10 protein-coding genes are annotated in these 20,059 nt (G+C 52.2%); 3 read left to right on the top strand and 7 right to left on the bottom strand.

Annotated features, from left to right (window positions below; all coding sequences use genetic code 11):
• Window positions 1-97 precede the first annotated feature (97 nt).
• The 3 genes from PLIM_RS09480 to PLIM_RS09470 all read right to left on the bottom strand — a co-directional run bounded on the left by PLIM_RS09480 (window position 98) and on the right by PLIM_RS09470 (window position 4,079).
• A complete protein-coding gene (locus tag PLIM_RS09480) occupies window positions 98-991 on the bottom strand; it encodes a prephenate dehydrogenase (RefSeq protein WP_013110089.1) in 894 nt (297 codons plus the stop codon).
• Window positions 992-1,059: 68 nt separating this feature from the next.
• Entirely contained in the window at window positions 1,060-2,328 is a 1,269-nt protein-coding gene (locus PLIM_RS09475; RefSeq protein ID WP_013110088.1) for a DUF1501 domain-containing protein, read from the bottom strand.
• Window positions 2,329-2,408: 80 nt separating this feature from the next.
• Window positions 2,409-4,079: a DUF1549 domain-containing protein gene (locus tag PLIM_RS09470; protein ID WP_196349559.1), complete on the bottom strand. Its 1,671-nt coding sequence runs from the start codon at window positions 4,077-4,079 to the stop codon at window positions 2,409-2,411.
• A gap of 268 nt (window positions 4,080-4,347) precedes the next feature.
• Here PLIM_RS09470 and PLIM_RS09465 point away from each other — a divergent pair, with 268 nt between their 5' ends.
• Window positions 4,348-5,643, top strand: a complete 1,296-nt coding sequence (locus tag PLIM_RS09465; protein WP_013110086.1) for a hypothetical protein — start codon at window positions 4,348-4,350, stop codon at window positions 5,641-5,643.
• Between the two features lie 59 nt (window positions 5,644-5,702).
• On the opposite strand, the gene PLIM_RS09460 is transcribed toward PLIM_RS09465, so the two are convergent.
• Complete coding sequence (locus PLIM_RS09460; protein WP_013110085.1) at window positions 5,703-6,017, bottom strand: hypothetical protein; 315 nt, start codon at window positions 6,015-6,017, stop codon at window positions 5,703-5,705.
• A 231-nt stretch (window positions 6,018-6,248) separates the two neighbouring features.
• On the opposite strand from PLIM_RS09460, the gene PLIM_RS09455 reads away from it, so the two are divergent.
• Window positions 6,249-7,046 carry an undecaprenyl-diphosphate phosphatase gene (locus tag PLIM_RS09455; protein WP_013110084.1) on the top strand — a complete coding sequence of 266 codons (798 nt, stop codon included), beginning with the start codon at window positions 6,249-6,251 and terminating at the stop codon, window positions 7,044-7,046.
• A gap of 26 nt (window positions 7,047-7,072) precedes the next feature.
• Here PLIM_RS09455 and PLIM_RS09450 read toward each other — a convergent pair whose 3' ends face one another.
• From PLIM_RS09450 to PLIM_RS09440, 3 genes are all read right to left on the bottom strand, one after another.
• Window positions 7,073-14,143 (bottom strand): hypothetical protein, encoded by a 7,071-nt coding sequence (locus PLIM_RS09450; RefSeq protein ID WP_013110083.1) that lies wholly within the window; start codon window positions 14,141-14,143, stop codon window positions 7,073-7,075.
• Window positions 14,140-17,847, bottom strand: a complete 3,708-nt coding sequence (locus PLIM_RS09445; RefSeq protein WP_148227052.1) for a hypothetical protein — start codon at window positions 17,845-17,847, stop codon at window positions 14,140-14,142. Before PLIM_RS09445 ends, PLIM_RS09450 begins: the two co-directional genes overlap by 4 nt.
• Window positions 17,848-18,160: 313 nt before the next feature.
• Window positions 18,161-18,967, bottom strand: coding sequence for an inositol monophosphatase family protein (locus PLIM_RS09440; RefSeq protein WP_013110081.1), 807 nt, complete (start codon window positions 18,965-18,967; stop codon window positions 18,161-18,163).
• Window positions 18,968-19,395: 428 nt separating this feature from the next.
• Here PLIM_RS09440 and PLIM_RS22735 point away from each other — a divergent pair, with 428 nt between their 5' ends.
• Window positions 19,396-20,052: an A24 family peptidase gene (locus PLIM_RS22735; RefSeq protein ID WP_013110080.1), complete on the top strand. Its 657-nt coding sequence runs from the start codon at window positions 19,396-19,398 to the stop codon at window positions 20,050-20,052.
• Window positions 20,053-20,059 lie beyond the last annotated feature (7 nt).

Raw genomic sequence — 20,059 nt, 5'->3', positions numbered from 1 at the left:
TATCGTTGTCACTCGCGGGCCAGAGGCTGGCCTCACGAAAACCATGGTTTCTATTCCATCATTTCCCGTTTGATGATGGGGAAATGCCTGTGTTTATTCAGCTTTCATCAATATCGAGCTGCTTGCGTCTGATTTCCCCAGCCTGCAGAAGTTCAAGCAGATTTTTTGAATCGTTTGTCTTCAGTGCCTCGACGAAGGCCCCCAGTTGATCTTTGAGTCTTTCCAGGCTTTGCACCACCGGTTCGCGGTTCGACTCCAGAATTGAGACCCAAAGTTCCGAGGGGCCCATGGCTACTCGGGAAGTATCGCGAAAACCAGTCCCTGTCACAATTTGCCACTCATCCGGCAAAATTCCCGCCAGTGCTGCAGCAGCCACATGTGGCAAATGACTTGTTGTGGCCAGGGCTTCATCGTGTTCTTGTGCCGACATCCGGACCGTCTGCATCCCTAAGGCTTGCCAGAATCGTTCGGTTTTCAAAACAGCCGATTCAACGACGTGATCCGGACAGATCACGCAAGTGCGGCCCATAAAGAGATCACTGGAGGCATGCTCGAATCCTGCTTTATCGCCTCCGGCAATGGGATGTGAACCCACAAAGGGAATCGTTCCCTGCTCTCCAGTCAGATCGGCCAGGCTGGTGGCGAGTTCGACTTTTGTGCTGCCGACATCTGTCACGAGGCAATTCGCAGGGAGTGCTGGAATCACTTCTCGAATCACTCCGGCAATTCGATCCACTGGGGCCGCTGCCACAAACAGATCTGTCTGGGGTGGGATCTGCGCAGGGTCTATACAATACGAGTCAATCACGCCGGCTTGCTGTGCGGCCGCCAGGCGTTCGACATGACGCCCCATGCCAACAATGTGCCGGGCGACATGGCGGGATTTTGCTGCCAAAGCGACCGATCCACCCAAAAGCCCCACTCCATAGACGACCAGAGTGTCAAAGAGTGGCGTGGCAGGTGCAGATAAAGTGGGGAGATCGCTCTTCATAACCTGAAGTGTAGCGGAGTCTGCTCACGCTCAAAAGTGAGTCCCACGCTTTACTGATTTCTGATCGTTTATGCCTTGAAAAGTGCCGCCAGTGGCTGGCCGCTGGTGAGCCGGATCGGCCGTCCAATGGGAGTGAAAATCTCCTTTTGGAAGTCGATTCCTAACACTTGCAGAATACTGGCCATAATCTGCGGAATTTCGATGGGATTTTCTGGTGATTTGACCCCTTGTGGATCGGTCGCGCCGATGACCCGTCCAGACGCCAGTCCGCCGCCACCCAGCAGAATAGAAAATCCATGGGGCCAATGGTCGCGGCCATCCAAAGGATTGATTTGAGGAGTCCGCCCGAACTCTCCACAGACAAGGACAACTGTCGAATCCCACAGATCGCGCGACTTGAGGTCTGTCACCAGAGTCGATAGTGCCGGATCGAGAATTTCCGCTCTCCCTTTGGACAAGCCAAAGTTGTTCGCGTGAGTGTCAAAGCCGTTCAAGGTCACATCGACCGCGCGAACGCCCATCTCAATCAATCTCCGGGCCACAAGACAACCTCGCCCAAAAGGATGATCCCCGTAGGCCGCCAACACAGCGGCGGGTTCATCGGAGATCGAAAAGGCCTTGAGCTGTTCCGAAGTCATCATTTTGAGAGCAGAATCGATGGTCTTCTGATGCAGCGAATTGGCAATCGGATAGCGCCGTCCGTTGAGAAATCCCTCTGAAAGTTGCCCGAGCGTTTCCAGTCGCCGCTGATGACGCTCAGGATCGACAGGAGCTTCAAGGTTCGTCAGATTTCGCCCAGGCTCGAAAACGCGAAAAGCCGTGCTTTCTTCCCCTAGATAGCCGCCTCTGGTCGCAAACTGCCCATCACCCAGGCTCACATGCCCGGGGATTTCCAGGCCTCCCCGCGGGAGTTCGTGATAGACGATACTTCCGAGTGAAGGATGCACCACAGTCGGTTCCGGTCGATAGCCAGTGCGAACGACATACGTACCTCGCTCGTGATCACCTTCCTTCGAAACAACAGATCGGATGACGCAAAACGAATTCAAGATCTCGGCCGTCTGCGGATACCACTCACAGATCTGTGTCCCTTGAATTGATGTGTCGATGGCTTTGGTCGGGCCACCGATCCTGGTCCCAGGATGAGGATCCCAGGTTTCTAACTGGCTGGGGCCACCCGCGAGCCAGAGGGTGATCAATGATTTGCTGCGCTGGGGCCCTCGCTCTTCTGCCGCACGTGCAGAGAGCTGGCTGGTTGAGAACGCAACGACTCCCGTTGTCAGTAGTTGGAGCAGTTCCCGTCGATTCCAGCAGCAGTTGATGAGTGAATCAGACATCTTCAAGCCCTTTTGAGATTCGTCGTTCAAGGCCGGGATTTGTTACCAGCACGAGGAATCTTTTCGCAGGTGGCAAATGATCAGTGATTCCAGGAAAACTCAGGAGAATTGAACAGCGTCCAGTACAGATCTTCGGCAAGCGTTGCATTTGAAACCGGGTGAGCCTGGCACATCGCTTCAATCAGTTGAAGTTCTTCGGCTGTGGGCCGCCTTGTCAGACATGCCAGAAAAACCCCGGTAACCAGTTCCTCACGATCATTCGAAAGACTCGCCAGCCTGCCAGCAGCACTCAGAGGTGTGGCCTCGCTGAGCTGGCGGGAAAACTCGCCATTCATTCTGAGCAAGGCCTGCGGAATCGTCCCCGTAAAGAGTGCCAGTTCCTCTTCGCCCGTGTCACCATATTCTTTGAGAAAGTCTCTCTCCCGAAACAGGCGGAACAGCCTCACGAAGACATGTGAGTTCTGATCAATGGTCTGGAGTGACCAGGCCTGCAGCATGTTGCCAATAATCTGCTCCGGGCGAAGCCTGGTGAGTGGATACATCGCCCAGTTCTCCGACGCTACGTCGAATTTCTCACCATTTTCGGCACTGGGATGCTTCGATTCCTGCTGGAAAGCTTTCGTTTGCACGATGACTTGAATGAGCCAGTGCAACGATCGGCCATGAGTTCGAAATTCATCGGCCAGGACATCGAGCGGATCACTTTGTCTCTCAACGGGTGGATCAGGCAGATCATCCACTGGCTCAACAAGTGGCTTACCAAACATCAAGCCCCACATGCGATTCACAATCGCCCGGTCGAACCTGCGGTTCTCCTCATGGGTGATCCAATAAGCCAGTTTCTGACGTTCGGTTCCTTGTGCAGGCAGCCACTCCTCACCAAAGGGAACCCGGAGATCGACAGTTCGTTTGCCACCTTCGGCTTTGGAGTCATCTACCTGATATTGAAAGTCTTTTTGATCTTCAAGGCCGACTGCTGAGATCCGTACGGGAGCATAAAACGCCGCCAGTCCCTCAAAGTCGTGTTGTTTCCATTGGGCAAAAAAATGATCGTGGCATTGAGCACAATCCATCCTTTGCCCGAGAAAAGCCCGGGCGGAGCGTCCTGCCAGTTTGTTTTCATCGACTTCCTCACCCGTCACTGCGGCTGTGATAAAGTTCCCGGCGGGCCGACCTGTCCACAACCCTTTCTCGGAGACCATCTGCTGCACAATTTTGTCGTAGGGTCGATCGTCGAGAATCTCATTCGCCAGCCACTGGTTCAATCGATCTCGACGAAAGACGATGAACTGCCCGTCTTCGATGCCAACAAACACTTTGCTGAGTCGCTGGGCCAGATAATCACCTACACGCGGATCCATCAGCAGATGATTCGTCCATTGGGCGATTCGATCCTGGCTTTCCATGGCCTCAAAAGCTCGAATCTCTTCCAGTGAAGGAACAGTCCCCACCAGTGCCAGATGCAGACGGCGGAGAATCGTCAAATCGTCGGCCCGTTCCGCTTGACTCAAAGTTTTGGAGGTGCCCCAAATCTGGTCGACGGCAGCAGCGCTCACCTTCCAGCTCTGCAAATCTGGCGGGAGCTTCGCCGACATCTGCCCGTCTGCTTCCAGTCCCATCTGTGCCAACAGGGCGAAGAGACTGATCACACCGGCCGTCGTCAGGAATAGAGGAAGGACGAGTTTCAGTGCTCCGATCCGTGGCAATGGTTCTGCCCTCTTTGTCGAAGTGCCGATGGTTGAAGTGTTCATGCTCACTTTTCCCGACATGCCGACAGTTCTCGAACACGCGTCAAATTGTTGCCTGGTGATCTAAGGACAATCGGTTGAGTCGATTAAACCATGTTTCAACACTGATCAGCATACCTGAGATCGGCAGAAATAGTTTCGATCTGCGAAACCAACCGTCCTCGAATCTGGTATCTTCTAGAGATTTACCGTTCTTTTCATGGTTGATGGACTGGCGAGAATTTTACGATCTGAACCTGCATGAATTCAGCCCGAGAAAAGCCCGAGAACTATGGCCACTTCTGGAGCCACCACAACGATAAAGGCTGCCAACAGAGCACTCCGTCCCGACGACGAATGTTCCGTCCAGAACAAAGATACTCCCGATCCAGCAGACTTAGAGACAGTTAGCCACGCTTCGCTTGTCATTCAGGATTTCTCGCCTCAGCAAGAAATCTTTAGTTTTCACGATTGGGAACCATTTCCTGTCCCATGGCGGCACCCGATTCGTTGCCTGATGTGGTTGATGCGGCTGATGTTTGGACTGACCAGCCTGCTGCTAATGCTCTCGATCCTCGCCGCGATTCCAATTGTGAATGTCTTTGCGCTGGGGTATCTCCTGGAAGCTGAAGGTCGTGTCGCACGGACTGGAAAGCTCCGCTATGCGCTTCCACTCATGGCCATCGCTCCGCGGTTTGGCATGATTGTTCTGGGCCTTTCGCTCTGTCTTCTGCCACTGGTCATTCTTTCCGATGTCGCTGCAGATGCCCATCTGATCGCACCTGGTGGTCAGAAAGATCGAGTCTTCTCATTCGCGTTGCGCGTACTGACCGTCACCCTCACCATCCACGCTCTCCTGGCCATTGCTCGGGGCGGGCATATCGTCACTTTTTTTCGACCAGTCAAGAATTTTGTATGGTTGATCACTCGGGCCTTTTCGCGGGATCACTGGGCGCGATCATCCTCAGCCATTCGAGAATTTTTCTCTGCCATGCAACTGGGCCAACAGTGGCGCACTGGATTTACGGCACTCCTCGGAACGGGTCTCTGGCTGTTGATACCCACAGTGATGTTCGCTGCGCTCAATGATCGTCAGCAGCCAGGTCAGGTCTTGCTGACACTGATCGGTGGTGTGCTTCTCGTGATCGTTTTGTCTTGGCTCCCTTTACTGCAGTGCCGACTTGCAGTGGAACGTCACTGGCGCTCCATGTTTCAACTCCAGGCTGCCCGCAGGCTCTTTGCTCGTACACCCATGTGCTGGTCATTAGCCATGGTTCTCGGTTATGCACTTTCCTTACCGCTCTATCTTTTCAAAACGTTTGCCCCCCCGGGTGATCTGCTGTGGATGTTCTCGCTGATCTTTATCGTCACTGTTTATCCAGCGAGAATTCTCCTGGGGCTCGCTTACTCACGATCAATGCGGCTCGAAAAGCCGGCCTTCATTTTATGGCGCTGGCTCTGGTCACTCCTGCTGCTGGCTGCCCTCAGTGTTTATGTGTTTCTGCTCTTCTTTGCACCTGCGATTGGTGTGAATGGTCGTCAGGTGCTCTTTGAACACCCGCTGCTCATGCTTCCTGTCCCGCTTTAGCCAGCTCTGAGAGTTTGTCAGGTGACTGTCAAAACTCGCGTGTCAGGATGCTGGCCTTCTCAGGCAGATGTGCCTCGGCCTGCAGAATCACTCCGCAGAATCTCCAGCATCGCCAGGCTCAATACAATCGCAAAGAACAGGCTTCCCGTACTGATGACCAGCACGATCAGCAGTCCAGCCAATCCCCATACCACAGGCATGAGTTCGCATAACCAGCAGACAACTGCCACGATCCCTGCAATTTTGGTGAAGAGCAGCAGAATCAGTTGTGCCGCTACCAGATGAGGGAGCCACTTTTTGAGAAGCGGCGCGAGCCAGTGGGCCATCGTCTGTGCAGTTGGTGAACCGCGCAATTCTGAGGGTTGATCGCTCACTGTTTCAGCCTCCCTGCCAATGGAATTGCCGCACGGATTCACACTCTTCAGAATTCTTTTTGCTCTCGACCTGTGATCAGCAATCCCGGATAAGTCTCTCCTGCGGCATGATCTCGCACTGTTAGTGATTCTGCAAGGTTTCTGTACCAGTTCTACAGGAACCACTTAACGACGGATCTTTACTGAAAGCGTCATAGCGTTCAGAGTTCTTCAGGTCAACGGGAGCCAAGAGTGTCGGAGTATATTCAAGTGATACTTCTGGCAGTCCTGCAGGGGATTGCCGAATTTCTACCAGTCAGTTCCTCGGGGCATCTCGTTCTGGCCAAGCATGCCATTGCTCAAATGGGAATCACCCCGGCCTTTGCCTGGGATGACATCACGCTGGATATCGCACTGCATGTGGGGACGCTGGGCTCGATTGTCGTGGTTTACCGCCACGACCTGCTTCGTATGCTGTTTCAGCCGAGACTACTGGCATTACTATTCATCGGGTCAATACCTGCTGGTCTGGCGGGAGTTTTTCTGGGCGATTTTCGTACGGAATACTTCTCGAATCGAATGACCGTCGGATTTTGTCTGATTATGACTTCAATCCTTTTGCTGGTCGCTCAGCAGGTTGAACGCTGCCGGTTTGATCTGTCGAATCTCCCTTTTCCGGTCGCGCTGATTGTGGGCTTGTTTCAAGGCTTTGCTGCCATTTTCCCAGGAATCTCTCGTGCCGGGAGCACGATCTGCGGCGGGCTGATTGCGGGGATGGATCGAACTTCGGCGGCTCGCTTTTCGTTTCTGCTGGCCATCATTGCTATTGGCGGTGCGGGGACTTTAAAATTGAAAGAAGTTCTCCTCGATAGCAACGTTCCCGTTCGCTGGGATCTGTTAACCACCGGGATAGTCGTCAGCTTTCTTGTCGGTGTGCTTTCACTCGAATTCCTGCTCCGAATGATTCAGGCCAATCGCCTCGGATACTTCGCCATCTATTGTGCGCTCATGGGGATGACGGCCATCCTCTGGCAAATGATCTCACCATAAAAACGTTCTGCATGTTCATTCAAGTTTCATGCAGCAACATGTTGTGGTCGAGTTTTCCATCGCTTGAAGCGACTCCAGAGACTGCTGGCCAAAGCCCCAATGCAGACTGCAAATCCAGCAGCACTCGCTGCAAATGCCAGCCACCACACCAACCCTAACAGTGCATAGGCGGCATGAGGGTGCTCGATTAACCAATCTCTGAGACCGACGGGACTCAACCGCGAAAACAGGTATCCGCCCAACAACAACAGCCCTGTACTCCAACTGATCCAGTACCAGATGCCGCTCGATAGCCGGTATTCAAAAGTCTGCTTAGCTAAGAAATCGATCAGCATCCACGTGGCACGACGATGCCCACTCGAAGGTTTCAGCGGTTGCGCACCAGTCATAGCCATCTCTTCTGGCGATTGATCGTCCTTCAGATATTGAGGCAAAGTCTCTTCCTGGGTCAACAGGCTCTGAAGCGTCAACGCCTGCTGATCTTCCGGTAGCTGATCAGTGGCCTCTGCTCGACGAAAGGGAGATGGATTTTTACTGAGTGGAGGTAAGAAATGTAGAACTTTGATGGGAGCAGAGCTATTCGCTCGGGAGAAATCTCTGGAATTTGTAACGACCTGCTGCGCTGGCGAAGAGACCAGCAGCACTCGATGTTCTTGCGGTGCGACACCGACCAGGTAAGGCACGGTCATTTCCTGGTAGCCGAACGCAGTTTGAGGATCCAGTAATCCCCATAAATTCTGAAACGTCGGTGGTTTCCCGCGCCGATGCCAAAAGAGCCTAATAACATTTGGCTTTGATGAGTCGAGTTCGAGAGAGATCTGCCCACTTTGCATATTCGTGATCGGTCGGAATCTTTGATTAACAATGACTGCATCTGGGGTGATTTCTGCAGCGATCTTGAGCTGGATCGACTGCTGGTTTTGAAGATTGATTTCGCGCGGGTCGATTTGAAAGTACGAGATTCCCGGAGTTCCCCCCTGCTGGCCAAACCAGATCACATGCTGAGCCTGTGCCTGAGGGATTGTGTTTGTGGCCATCCCCCATGACAGGATGGGTGGTTCCGGCCCTGTGCTGATGATGGGACTGGTTTCGTTAGTCAGGCTGTTGCCAACAAACTTTTCTACCCAGGCGGGGAATGGAGTCGAAGATCGACCTGGAATCGATTTCAAAAGTTTCACATCAGCATCAATAGGAACCACCATCACCAGATGTTCCTGATAACTCACTTGATCAATCGCAGGCAGAGGTATTGTCCAATTCTGTTCCCGCGGAAGGACAAGATCTGATTCGCATTGAATGACCAACTCTGTTGATGTTGCCCGGGGAACTTCTTTCGAGATTGGTTTTTCAATTTGCGTCATGCCGTGACGAATCAGCTCAAATCGACCGCTTTGCGCGTCCAGTTCACGGATATTGCCCCATTCAGATGTCAGACGTGTGTGATTTGAGTCCCTTAAAGCGGATGGCAGTTCAATTTCGAAACGATTCTCGTTGATGCCGTGAGTTGCGATATCCAGATGAATCCAGGTCTTTAATCCGATTCTCTGGGCATCCTGGAGATCGACTAACGTGATGGAGGTGGCCGGGAAGGATGTCAGGATGGGAGTGACTGTCAATGTTGGCGTCTGATTCAGATTCCACCGATAAGCAAGGTTTTTGAATGTACCTCGCTCTGTGCTGCTGATCCCTTTGACTTCGGGAAACTGAAGTTCTGTACTACTTAGTTTTTCCAGCATACCGTCAACGGTGACTGCCACCTGTGGCAAACTGCGAACGAGTAACGTTCCCGGAACAGGAGGAGCACCAGCCAGTTCAAACTTTGGCAGAGGAACTGTTCGTTGATTTCTCAGTGAAATCGAACCGTGAATATGAACCGTATGAATTCCTTTCAAGGGACTTGAAAGGAGCATGGTCAACGTTCGGCCTTGGTCACGACGTCGTTCGTCGGAAACCCGTACCAGTCGTTCAGCACCACCTTGAGTGATCGAGACATTCTCGATCTGCAGTCTGCGGTCAATCGACCAGCGATGAGAGAACATGGGGTAATCATCAGTTTCAATAGTTGCGATGTAATCAACTTCGATCCTTTGGTTGATGACTGTGCAGAATTGTCGCCACTCGATGGTCTTAATGACAGGAGTTGCGGGGCTGAGAGCAAACTCGATCTGAAATGGTTTGCTGCTTCTCGAGACGATTTTCGATGCAGAAACAGCCAACGACTGCACCCCATTTCCAGTTCCTTCATGTCCACTGACTCCTGCTGCCTTAGTAGCGACTGAAGGGTTGGCAGGAGTACTCAATCTGAACTCAGGATTGCAGTCCGTCGTCAGTTGATAGTCGCATTCGATCGTTGAATCACCTTGAGCAGCGCTCCATTGATCGAGTTGAATGATGGCCTGCTGAGATGGTTGTTTAGGCAATATCGCCAGCAACTCAACACTGACCCATGCACCCGTTTCGATTGTCTCTGTAAATAGTGTCGGCTCTGCCACGGAGCGCAGTTCGAGATTCAGGAAATCCGTCTCCAATCCGATTTCCCGATACCAGTGCAACAATCGATCAGATCGCAATGAGCGAACAACCAACGATTTAGGAATCGGTAATTTTAAGGATTGCATCGTCTCATGCTTTAACCAGATTCGGCTCTGATGGGTGATCTGAATTGAATCCGGATGAATTGTCGCGATGGCATTCACAAGTTCACGGTGGGTCTGCTCCAAGAGATGATTGCTGACCTGAGCGGCGTTATCAGCCTTGGCATCAACGGCAGTTCGCAGAAAAATCTGTCGTAATGGTCCCAGCCACTGTCGGAAGTCTGATGATTCCGCAGAGGATGCCATCGACGTGCCTGTTGAAAAGCGGATCTCATCTGGCTTGAAATCTGGCCACGATAACGCTGTCTGCAATGTTCCTAATAGAGGAACCACTTGCGAAAATCCTGAATGATTGTCTGTGCGTGCTGGACGAAGTTGGAGTTTCATCTCGTGATAGACCGGTGACTTAACTGTTGTATCAGCAGGCAATTTGAGCAGCAGTATCTCGCCGTTCTCCCGAGAACGCTGCACACTGGCCGGTGAGCCATCCAGAAGAACCGAGTTTCTCCCACCCAGGAATCTGTTGGGAACAGGGATTTTGATTTCTGCCTCGTTGGCACCGGGGAGCACCCAAAGGCCGCAGGTCACTTCAAAGATCACCTGCTTTCCCGGCCCCCATTTCCCCACATAGCTGGCATTTCCCAGTAAAGTGTCGAGTCGTGCAGGGATATCGACAGCCAAGGCTTTGAGGCGTCTTGCAGTTTCGGGATGCAGATAAACCAGTGGAAGTTCCGCCGCTGGATTTCCCTGAGCATCGACTGGAACCAGCAGTTCCCGTAACTGAGTTTCTTCACTTCGAAGTGGCCCCGCGGGATCATCGGGATCGATGGTCGTCGGAAGTGGGCGAAGATTTTCCGTGCTGTTTTCGGATGTTACTGTGCTTTCCTGTGCTGTTTCGGCTTCGATACCAGCCAAATTCTGGAAAGGCAGCGCGAGTTGATTGGCGACAGCAGGTAGAACTAGCAGGCTGGCAATCCACCCGAGAGTCAAGACTCTCCACCAGATTGCGGTTCCCAGCAACATGGCCATGGATTGTATGGGCAGGCGATAGCTCAATGTACTGCCAGCAGGGACTGTGCTCGCAGATGGAGCAGCGAGTTGATATGTCCACAGTCGAGGTGGAATCACCAATAGTAAAAGGATCCCTGTCAGAAAGGATCCAGCGAGTGATTGTTCAAAGACTCCCCACCAGGGATGGATGGCTGCAGTGGTCACTCCCAGAAGAAAAAGCGACATGACCCCTTTTCGAGGAAACCAGGCAATCACCACGACTCCAACAAGAATTGTCCCCAGGAGGATGGCCCAGTTCGCTTGTTGAACATCATTTCGATTAAAAAACGTCAATTGTGTTGGGGGGAACGAACTGCTGGATATGATCGAGGCTGTGTCAGGCTTTTCTAAGCGATCATTCTGTGGAACTGTCGAAGTGCCAATCGCTGTATTCCACGAAGTTCCCGTGGGGGCAATCTCAGGAAGTGAAAAGCAGAACGTTTTCCATTGTGTCTGGTTCACCGCCAGATCTTCTGGGTGTTGATCTGACATCCCGGCAGTTGCCTGCCGGGTGGCTTCTTTACCGGCAATCAGTTTTGAAACAGGGCGACTGAGCGGGTCGAAGATGGTCTCGGAACTTTTCCTGCCCAGAGGACCAAACCACCGCTCGGTCCAGGCAGGTCCTGTGGATTGATGAGGAAACCAGCCTCCTGAAATCGCGGAAACATCGACCTGAGGTGGAACCTGAAGTGTCAGTGTTCCGCTCAGGATCACCAGAGGTGTCCTGGGAAGGGGCAATTCCATCTGCTGTCTGAGCCATTGCTGTGCAACGACACCTTCGATTTCCAGTTCGAGTCGATTCCAGCGAATCGTCTCCGTATTTGGCAGTGCCTGGTTCACGATTTCCAACGGCAGATCTGTGCCATCACAACGAATGGATTTGAGTCGCCAACCCTCTGGGAGATTCACATTGAAGAGTCGGGATTGGCGGTTCTCAGGAAGTCGATACTCCAGTTGGACTTGACCGATTCCCCCCAGTGTTGCCGGTAACTGGGCCGTTAGGAAAATTTCAGCCGGAATCGGGCCATTCAGTTCGGCAGTCGTGAGGGGGCTCTGCAGTTTCAGCTGTGAATCGAGCAGGCGATACTCAAAACGTTTCCAGCTGAGTTCTTGAGATTTTTCCTTCTGAGCAGCAGGCAATGGCTCATTCGGAATGGGACTCCCGTTGGTTTCATGGTCGGGGAGTTTTTCCCACTGAGGCAGGAATTTCAGTACATTCACATCGGGCCGTGTTTCGGAACCGAGCAATGTGGTGACAATCTCGTCCCCCTGGAGAGAACTTGTCTCCAGAAAGACATGGCCCTCGAATTGAGTGGCCTGAGGCATGAATGCCAGTCCAATGGTCGCCGCTTCCTGAGGACGCTGACGTGAGCCGACGATTGTCAATTGGCCTCGAGACCACTCTTTGGGGGTCAGCAGCCATAGCTCACCAGTTTCTGGATAACCCCATTCGGCATATGTGCGGTTATTTGCTCTCCGGGATTCGAGACGGGTGGCCTCTTCACCTTGGAACGCCAGCCAGTTGATATCTTCTCCAGGTTCAGAAATGAAGATCAGCACTTCTTGAGGTGGTGGCCCTTCGGAAGTGATATTCAGCACAAAAAGTTCGTGAATCAAAGCCTCATGGGCTGTAACCAGCACCTGAGCAGTCGTTTTGAGTGGTGTCAGTTGACTGCTGAATTCCAGATCTCCCGTCACCTGCGGGTCTGTTGCCCGATACCAGGAGAAATCTTCAGGTTTCAGTGACGTAGAAAAGCTCTGGATGTCTCGTACATACCTGGGGTCAATGGATGTCGGTAAAGCTGTTGATTCATAGCGTGAGTTGGCACCTGGAACTGCTTTTCCGGCCGATTCTACCTTCACTGCGAGAAGATAGTCCGTCGATTCGGCATTCGATGGTTTAATAGCCGGTATAGGAATTTTTCCCGGTGTGGAGGGAAATGAACGGCGAGCCGAAATACGGATTCGCCTGGGTTGTCCGGGGGAAGCAGGGAGTGCGAATTCCAACATGATGAGCGAAGATCTCGTCGAATCCCGTTGGATTTCCCAATCGGCAAGGCGTGAGGATTCGTCTTCGCCTGTCACTTCGGTGATATCCCAACCCGGAGGCACGGAAACCACGGCCTGTTGCAATGCTCCACTTGAGACCTGCCAGTCGACATGGCTCTGAATCCTCCAGTGATCCAGCGCACCGTAAAGAATGGTCGACGAAGTGGCTGTAAACCGGGGAATGGGGCGCCGAACTTCGAGTTTGAGTGAGGAGTTAAGCGCTTGCCGATCATAGGTGAAAACTTCACCATCAGCGGTCACGGTCACCGGGCCCGATTCGCGATAGCCTTCCATTTCCACATTTCGAACCTGTAGAGGTGAAATGACGGAAACAGTCGCCCTTCCCCGAAGAAGCGTCGCATGGGCCAACTCGACCTGCGGGATCGAAACCATAGGCAGGACATTCCCGGGCAACGTCCCCTCCAGGCGAATGGCACGCAAGCGCCCGGATGTCTGGGCAGGTAATGTCAGTACAATCGAGGAATCAGTGGCCGGGTTGGCAGAACGTTTCCAGGGAAGAACGGTATCTGCCCCGAGGGTTGCCGAAATGATTTCAAAGTTGTCAGGAAGCTTGATTTTCAGTTCGCGAATGGACACTCGATCTGGTGTCTCGATGCTCAATGTGGTTAGAAAACGCAGTTCGTCTTCACGAATGAGAGCAGTGACATCTTCTTCGTAGATGAGATGACTTGCCAGGACGTTCTGATCCGGCTTACGCGTGAATGTCAGCTCACATTCAGCCAGGCCAGCCATGCTGAGCAGCATGGATTGAGATGATTTCTCGTCTTGAGGCTTATCACGAGTTAAAACCCCTGCGGATGAGGCGAGTTCATAGCCCTGAGGAACTTCCAGATGGACCTGAGTCAAGTCAGCCGGGAAGAGACCTAAGCGAAAGAACAGGCTTTGAGGGAGCCGTGTTCCCGAGACAAGACACTCACCCGTGAGTGGATCGTTGCTGACATTCCCCTTGCCATCAATCCAGAGGTATTGCCTATCGTTGCCAGCCAGTCCCAAAACTGCTGGTTGGCCACTTTTCCAACTGGTGTTTTTGACAGCGAGATTCACCGGAGTTAAATCGAGAAGTTCGCCTGCCGGCAACGATGTACCTGCCAGATTCAGTTCAAATGTCCCCTCCAGTCGCTGATCAACAACTTTCAGGTGATAGATTGCTTTATGAAGCCGACTGCGAGTCGGGCGTGACTTTTTTTCTTCAATCTTCTTGAGCCACTCGGCAAACTCTTCTCTGGGAATGGCACTCCAGTTGCCCTTCGGCCACTGTTCAGGCTGATTGGCAGGGACATTAATCCGCTGTAAACCCAGATCGTCTGCCGCCACTCCCTCGATGAGGCCAGAAAACACAAAGATTGAAACCAGCACCCAGACACACAGGCCCCGTCTTCTCATGACAACCCTCGCTCACCTTCTGAGGCTGGTGTCAATTGAGGGCGTCGATACTGTGTCGAACCATCATTCGAGAACAGGGCCGTCATTGATGGTTCTGCACTTGCTGCTCGATAGCTGCCCGTCGAATCATGAGAAAGTGTCAGTATCGATTGTCCATGACGATAAGCTGTCCATCGCTCAAGAAGAATTGCGAGGATCGGAAAGATCAAGCCGATGATGATGGGTTGAGCCAGGAGTTGCAGGACTGGCATTTGAAAGAGTCCCACCAGTGAGATCGCAAAGACGAACATTAAAAGAGGGATTGGTTGACGTAATCTGGGGATCCGCAGCAATAAAAAACCTGTGGCCAATGCAAACCCGGCACCTAAAAAGACGATCAGTGGCATGCTGATGGTGGCAATCTGATGGGCATCCGGACGGCCAAACTCCGTGAACAGATATCGATTCAAATCGACTGGAAGCGAGTCGGGATTTGCTGCTCTCTGCACAGAGGGCGTTAACGTGGTCTGAAGCTGTTGGGCGTACTTCTGAAACCCTTCTGAAATCGGAGTGGCTGGAGAATTTCGTCTCCAGAATAAACCTTGTCTCTGCCAACGAAACAATGGGGAGAGCTTACGGGAATAATTCAGTAAGTACTGATTTCCCGAGAGCCTAACGTCCCAGTAACTTTGACCTGACCAGTTCACGAATGGAAGTTGTGCCCCCTGGAGTCGGATTTCACTCGACCAGCGACTGGATACGGGTATCTCGCTCAACCATGTGACTTGCAACAGGAGAGGATTGCTACTTCCCACTATGAGTTGAGAGCCTGTATTCGGATTTGGAAAGACACGTTGGCTGGATTGAGTTTCAGATCGAGCGGTATTGGGTCTGAGTAGCGTGTAAGTCTTGACCTCGGGTGTTGTGATGGTTGTGGAAACGGGAGGGACTTCCTGCCCATTCCAGAAAAATCGGGGAGATTGTGGATTCCCGGGCAGTTCGACAATCAGGTTCGGTACTGAAGACGAAAGCAGTATGCTTGTGGTCCACAAATCTTTACCCGACTCATCGCAGATGACAGTGTTCACACACTCATCAACATCTGGTCGATCCCCGTCCAGTTCACTGCCAGGTTCCAGACGCAACGTGATGGAATCCACGCCCTCATTACTGATCCACTGATGCGGTGACGATGGAGATGAGTTTGATCTCCAACCGGCAATCGGGCTGGTGGGTGCCAGTGCCTGGCCTTTGGGATATTCGACAGTCGAGGACGAGATTGAAAAATCAACGGGAGTAATCAGTCGTACTTTGACAGGCTCGATTTTTGTGGCTTGATCGGAAAGCGGAAACGAATAAGTCGCCTTCACGATCGAATTCCCCAGGACGGGAGTACGAAAATTCAGTTGCACCTGTCGGTGTCCGCTGGGCAACAGTGGCCCCCAGACACTTGGCAACAATTCACCCTTCTCACTGCGAAACTCACAACGGTCAACAATCTCTTCTGGAACTTTCAATAACAACGATTCGAGTGGTTCGTATTGAACTTTCAGCTGTAAAGATTGATCGATGCGGAGTTGTCGATCTTGCAGAACAATCGATGTCTGTGAGGTTCCGCTGATTTTGCGAGGTTGGGGCCGAATCGTGGCATGCAGGTCATTGAGTTCTGCAGGAAGTCGATAGACCGTGTGACGCAATGAATTCAGTCCTGCGGGCCAGAGCAGATCCTGGGTTGTCGTGGCCGCAGGAGATCGCAATGGCACACCACTGCTGGTTTGAATGGTGCTTTCAATATTTTCACTGTTAGCAATCACCAGCGTTGCCGGCACCTGTGCCGAATCCAGTGGCATAGGGACCGTGATAAACTGTGACGCACTCCCGGCATCGAACATCCGGCGTGCACGCAAGCGAATCGTAAACCTTTCACTGCGTGGAGATGACAGGACAATTGTAAGATTCGAGTTTGAGCCCCCGGAGTCGACTTCAGCGTTGGTTCGATTGCGGGGAGACGAATCGAGTCCACCAAGGGCTTTTCTCTCTCCACCAATAATGAATGATTCAACCACCGGGCCTCGAGGCTCGATCGCCTCCATCACCCAATTCTGCCGCTGCCAGCTGGGCCAATGAAATTCCATTGAGGTGATTCGTCCACGGTAAACTTCCACCGGATAAACGGCTTCCAGCTTCCATTCATTTTCGGAAGCTGTCAGAAAGATCTGCGGTTCACAGACAACATACGGAGACACAGGTTGAGGGGTAATACCCAATTGGAACCCTGAGCCGAAAAACCGGTAAGCTCGAAAGACCTGCGCGCCGGAATTCTGAGCCTGCCAGTCGGCGACAGCCATCCGCACCATTTGGGGTGTGCGAAGATCATCGGTTTTCAGTTGAATACCGTCACTGGCGATTAAACCAATCTCACCATTCTGACGGCGTGCCTTCTCGACTTGAAAGCCCTGGATGGTCATAGCTTCGCCAAGTTCGATACTTTTACGAACAGTCCAATTCAAGGTCACCAGACCCGTCGTTGAGGCCGAAAGTGAGATCAGAACTCGATTCGGAACGTTCGGATCCAGGGTATGCTCTCGATAATCCCGGCTCTCAATCGTGACGAGTTCAAAACCTTGCGGAATGCGCATGGCAAACTGGACGGGATTCCCCGTAGGAACTCTCAGTCGTTGGACTGCATCCATCACACATGATTCCGAGTTCACTCGCGCTGTCAGAATGGTCGACGACTCAAGGCTGGCATCGGCAGCCTGCACTATCGCAGGTTGCCAAGAAACATCCATTTTTGGGCCGAATCCGAAAGCATCGACAATCGTACCGGGAGTCGATGTATTTGCCGGTAACTGAGTGAAACTCTCAGCCATCTTGATCGTCAGATCGACTTGAGGAATTGTCAGGGAAGCATGGCTCACTGCGGAGGGGGGTAAAGTCAACAGCAGCCTGGTTGTGGCCGATTGCTTTCGAAGGGGAACAATGGCCTCGAGTTCGAGTTCATGCCGGCCACTGCGGGCAACCCACCATCGATAACCTTCTTCTCGGTCAAAACCACCAAACAGTAACTTGCCTGTCTCGTTGACTTTGGCCTGATCGACGCTCTGGGTCTCATCTCGCTCAGAATCAACCTGAGGCTTTTGGGTGATCTTGGTTAATGTGGCTTCGTTCAAACCCAAAGCAATGGAAAATGGGGCATCACTCGCCAAGGAGTCCATGTTAATCTGAATCGTGAGACGAGCATGTTCATTTTCAACAACTCCACTCACTTCAACGGAACTTACACTCCAGGGGGCTTTGGGAGCTTTACTTTTGCTTCGCTGTGCTTTGAGCCACTCGACGTAACCTTCCACAGTTCCACCTGCCGGGACGGGGACTAAAGTCCCGGCAGCATTGGGTAGATAGATCACTTCGGCGGGAATCTGCTCGAGCTCTCTGGCCTGGCTGGTCTTAGCAGAAAGACCATTCCCTGTTGGTTGATTGGTATCTTGCAGAATAGCAGGTGCGGGTGCCGTTTCCTGGGTTGGAATTGTGGGAGCAGGATTTGATAAGTCTGTAGTCTGTGCCAGGCAGTCTCCAGTCGCGAACAGCAGGAGCCCGAGAACGACAGTCCAAAAAAGTTGACCAATTGACGCAGGCTGGCTGATGCCAAAAGAGAATTGCTTTCTCTGGCTTAGAGATCGAGGGCAGATTCTGTCAGAACTTAGAAGGTGCCGGGAGATCAAGCGATGGTTCTTTGCCGTTGGAAGGGATCTGATATCACCACGAGATGTTCGACAGCCGTTCGTCGTAAACTCCTGCATGATCGAAGACAGGGTTTCTCGCAGTACGATGACAGTACCATGATGTGAGGACTGAATTTTCGATGCTTTATCTGATGAAAGGCCACCGATCAACAGCATCCTGAGTATACGATGAATCAGCTGTTGATCGCTGATTATTCTTCGAATTCCATGGTGAAGAGATGGAAAGTCTATTCCGATGTTCAGGCAGGCATCCGCGTTCTCAGGTCTATCAGCTAAACGATGGATTTGCTGATTAAGTCGTCTCAACGAAAATTTGTTGGATCTGTGCGTGGAGTGATTCTGTGGCTGTGGCGAGGATTTCGGGCTGATAAAGATCAAAGCTTTGACCGTTTAACTTGGAAACTTTACCCCCCGCTTCGCGAACCAGTAAAACCCCAGCAGCCATGTCCCAGGGCTTGAGGCTTGATGACCAGAAGGCTTCAATTCGACCAGCAGCTAAGTACGCCAGATTGAGTGCGGCTGAGCCCGTTCTCTGGACGGTCTGGCTCCGCCCGATCATCGATAGAAATCGTTTGACGGCCGGGTCGGAAGTCGATGTGGCCGTCGGCAGACTGGCAATGCACATGGCGTCTTCGATGCGAGTGACATCTGTACAAGACAGTCGCTGGCCATTCAGGAAAGCCCCTTGTCCTTTGATAGCTGTAAACAAATCGTGCCTGGTGGGATCGTAGATGATACCCACAATCAGTTCCCCATCGAACTCCAGGCCGATAGAAACTGCATAATAAGGGAACCCGTGCACGTAATTGGATGTTCCATCGAGCGGGTCAACCACCCATTGGAACGGTGAGGATGTGGGGCGAGTGGCGAGATCTTCTTCACCCAGAAAATTATGATCAGGAAATTCATTCAACAGAGTATCGTGAATCAGCTTCTGCGAGGCAAAATCGGCCTCCGTCACCAGGTTCGCCCGGCCCTTCTCGGTGACAGTAAAACGGCTTCTCCACGATTCGAGCATGGCTCCACCCAGACGGGCGGCCTTTGTGCCTGCAAAGAGCAGTTGTTCAAGTATTTGTGCAGAGGGCAACTCTAAACTCATGGACGTTCCTTCGTATTGAGCCAATTGTCTCTCACGCTGCGACAGACTTCCCCGAGCCGTAAATGAGTGCAATTTTTTTCGACAAGCTCATGTGTCCAATCAGCCATTGATCCATGAGTTTATGAGAAAGCGGGCGTTCTGGCATTTGAACTTGTTCGCATTACGGCAACCTAAACTGCCAGCACAATCCCTACAACCGAATACTTCAAAAGAACCTGAATTTTTTCTGGCAGTGATGCCATTTTGCCATCTCGTCGCTTTCGGGAATCACGTCAACATCAGGAAAGTCAACTCGTCCTGCTGGCAAAACACAACCTATGTTTTGTTAAGCCCGTCGAATCCAGCTTGCGCCAGTTTCCAGCGTTCTGATTTTCATGGGTTTGAATGATTTGATGGATCTCACTGCATCAGTGTTAAGGCACATTTTCATGTTCGATATGAATCCACAGACCATGGTGTTTCTGGCCGGTGTGCTCGTCCTGACGACGACAGCGGCTTATACCGACCTGCGGTACTTCCGGATTTACAACTGGTTGACGTTACCAGCATTTGCTCTGGGTTGGATCTATCAGGTCGCCTTCTACGGCCTTCCAGGGCTGGCCGATGCAGGCCTGGGCTTTGCGATTGGCTTTGGGCTGTTCTTTCTGCTGTTTGCCATTGGTGCCAGTGGTGGTGGCGATACCAAGCTGATGGGCGCACTCTCTGTCTGGCTCGGTTGGAAGTTAACGCTTTATACGGTCGTGCTGACGATTCTCTTTGTGGCAATTGGATCAGTTGTCATGCTGATCTGGAGCGTGCTGCGACGAGGTGTCTCGAAAACTCGAGAAGACCTGCGGGCCTCGACGCTCAAAGACGAAAATGGAAAGTGGCGAAAGTCTCAGACAGAGAGTTTGCGACGAGTCGGTGGCCTGATGGCTTATGCCGAACCGATTGCCCTCGCGACATGGTGTGTGCTCTTTCTGGATGCCACTGTGTTACACGTCAGTCAGCGGAAAGTCGAAAAGGCACCTGCGGCGGCTGTCTCTAACGATCATCAGCCAGTTGCAGCCAGCCATGAGGCGGGGCCCAGGCTCGCCAATCATTAGGATTCCG

Origin of the sequence: Planctopirus limnophila DSM 3776, from assembly GCF_000092105.1 — a bacterium.
In the GTDB taxonomy this organism is placed as follows: domain Bacteria; phylum Planctomycetota; class Planctomycetia; order Planctomycetales; family Planctomycetaceae; genus Planctopirus; species Planctopirus limnophila.
The sequence above is the reverse complement of the archived record's forward strand: the minus strand, read 5'-3'. Positions and strand labels throughout refer to the sequence as shown.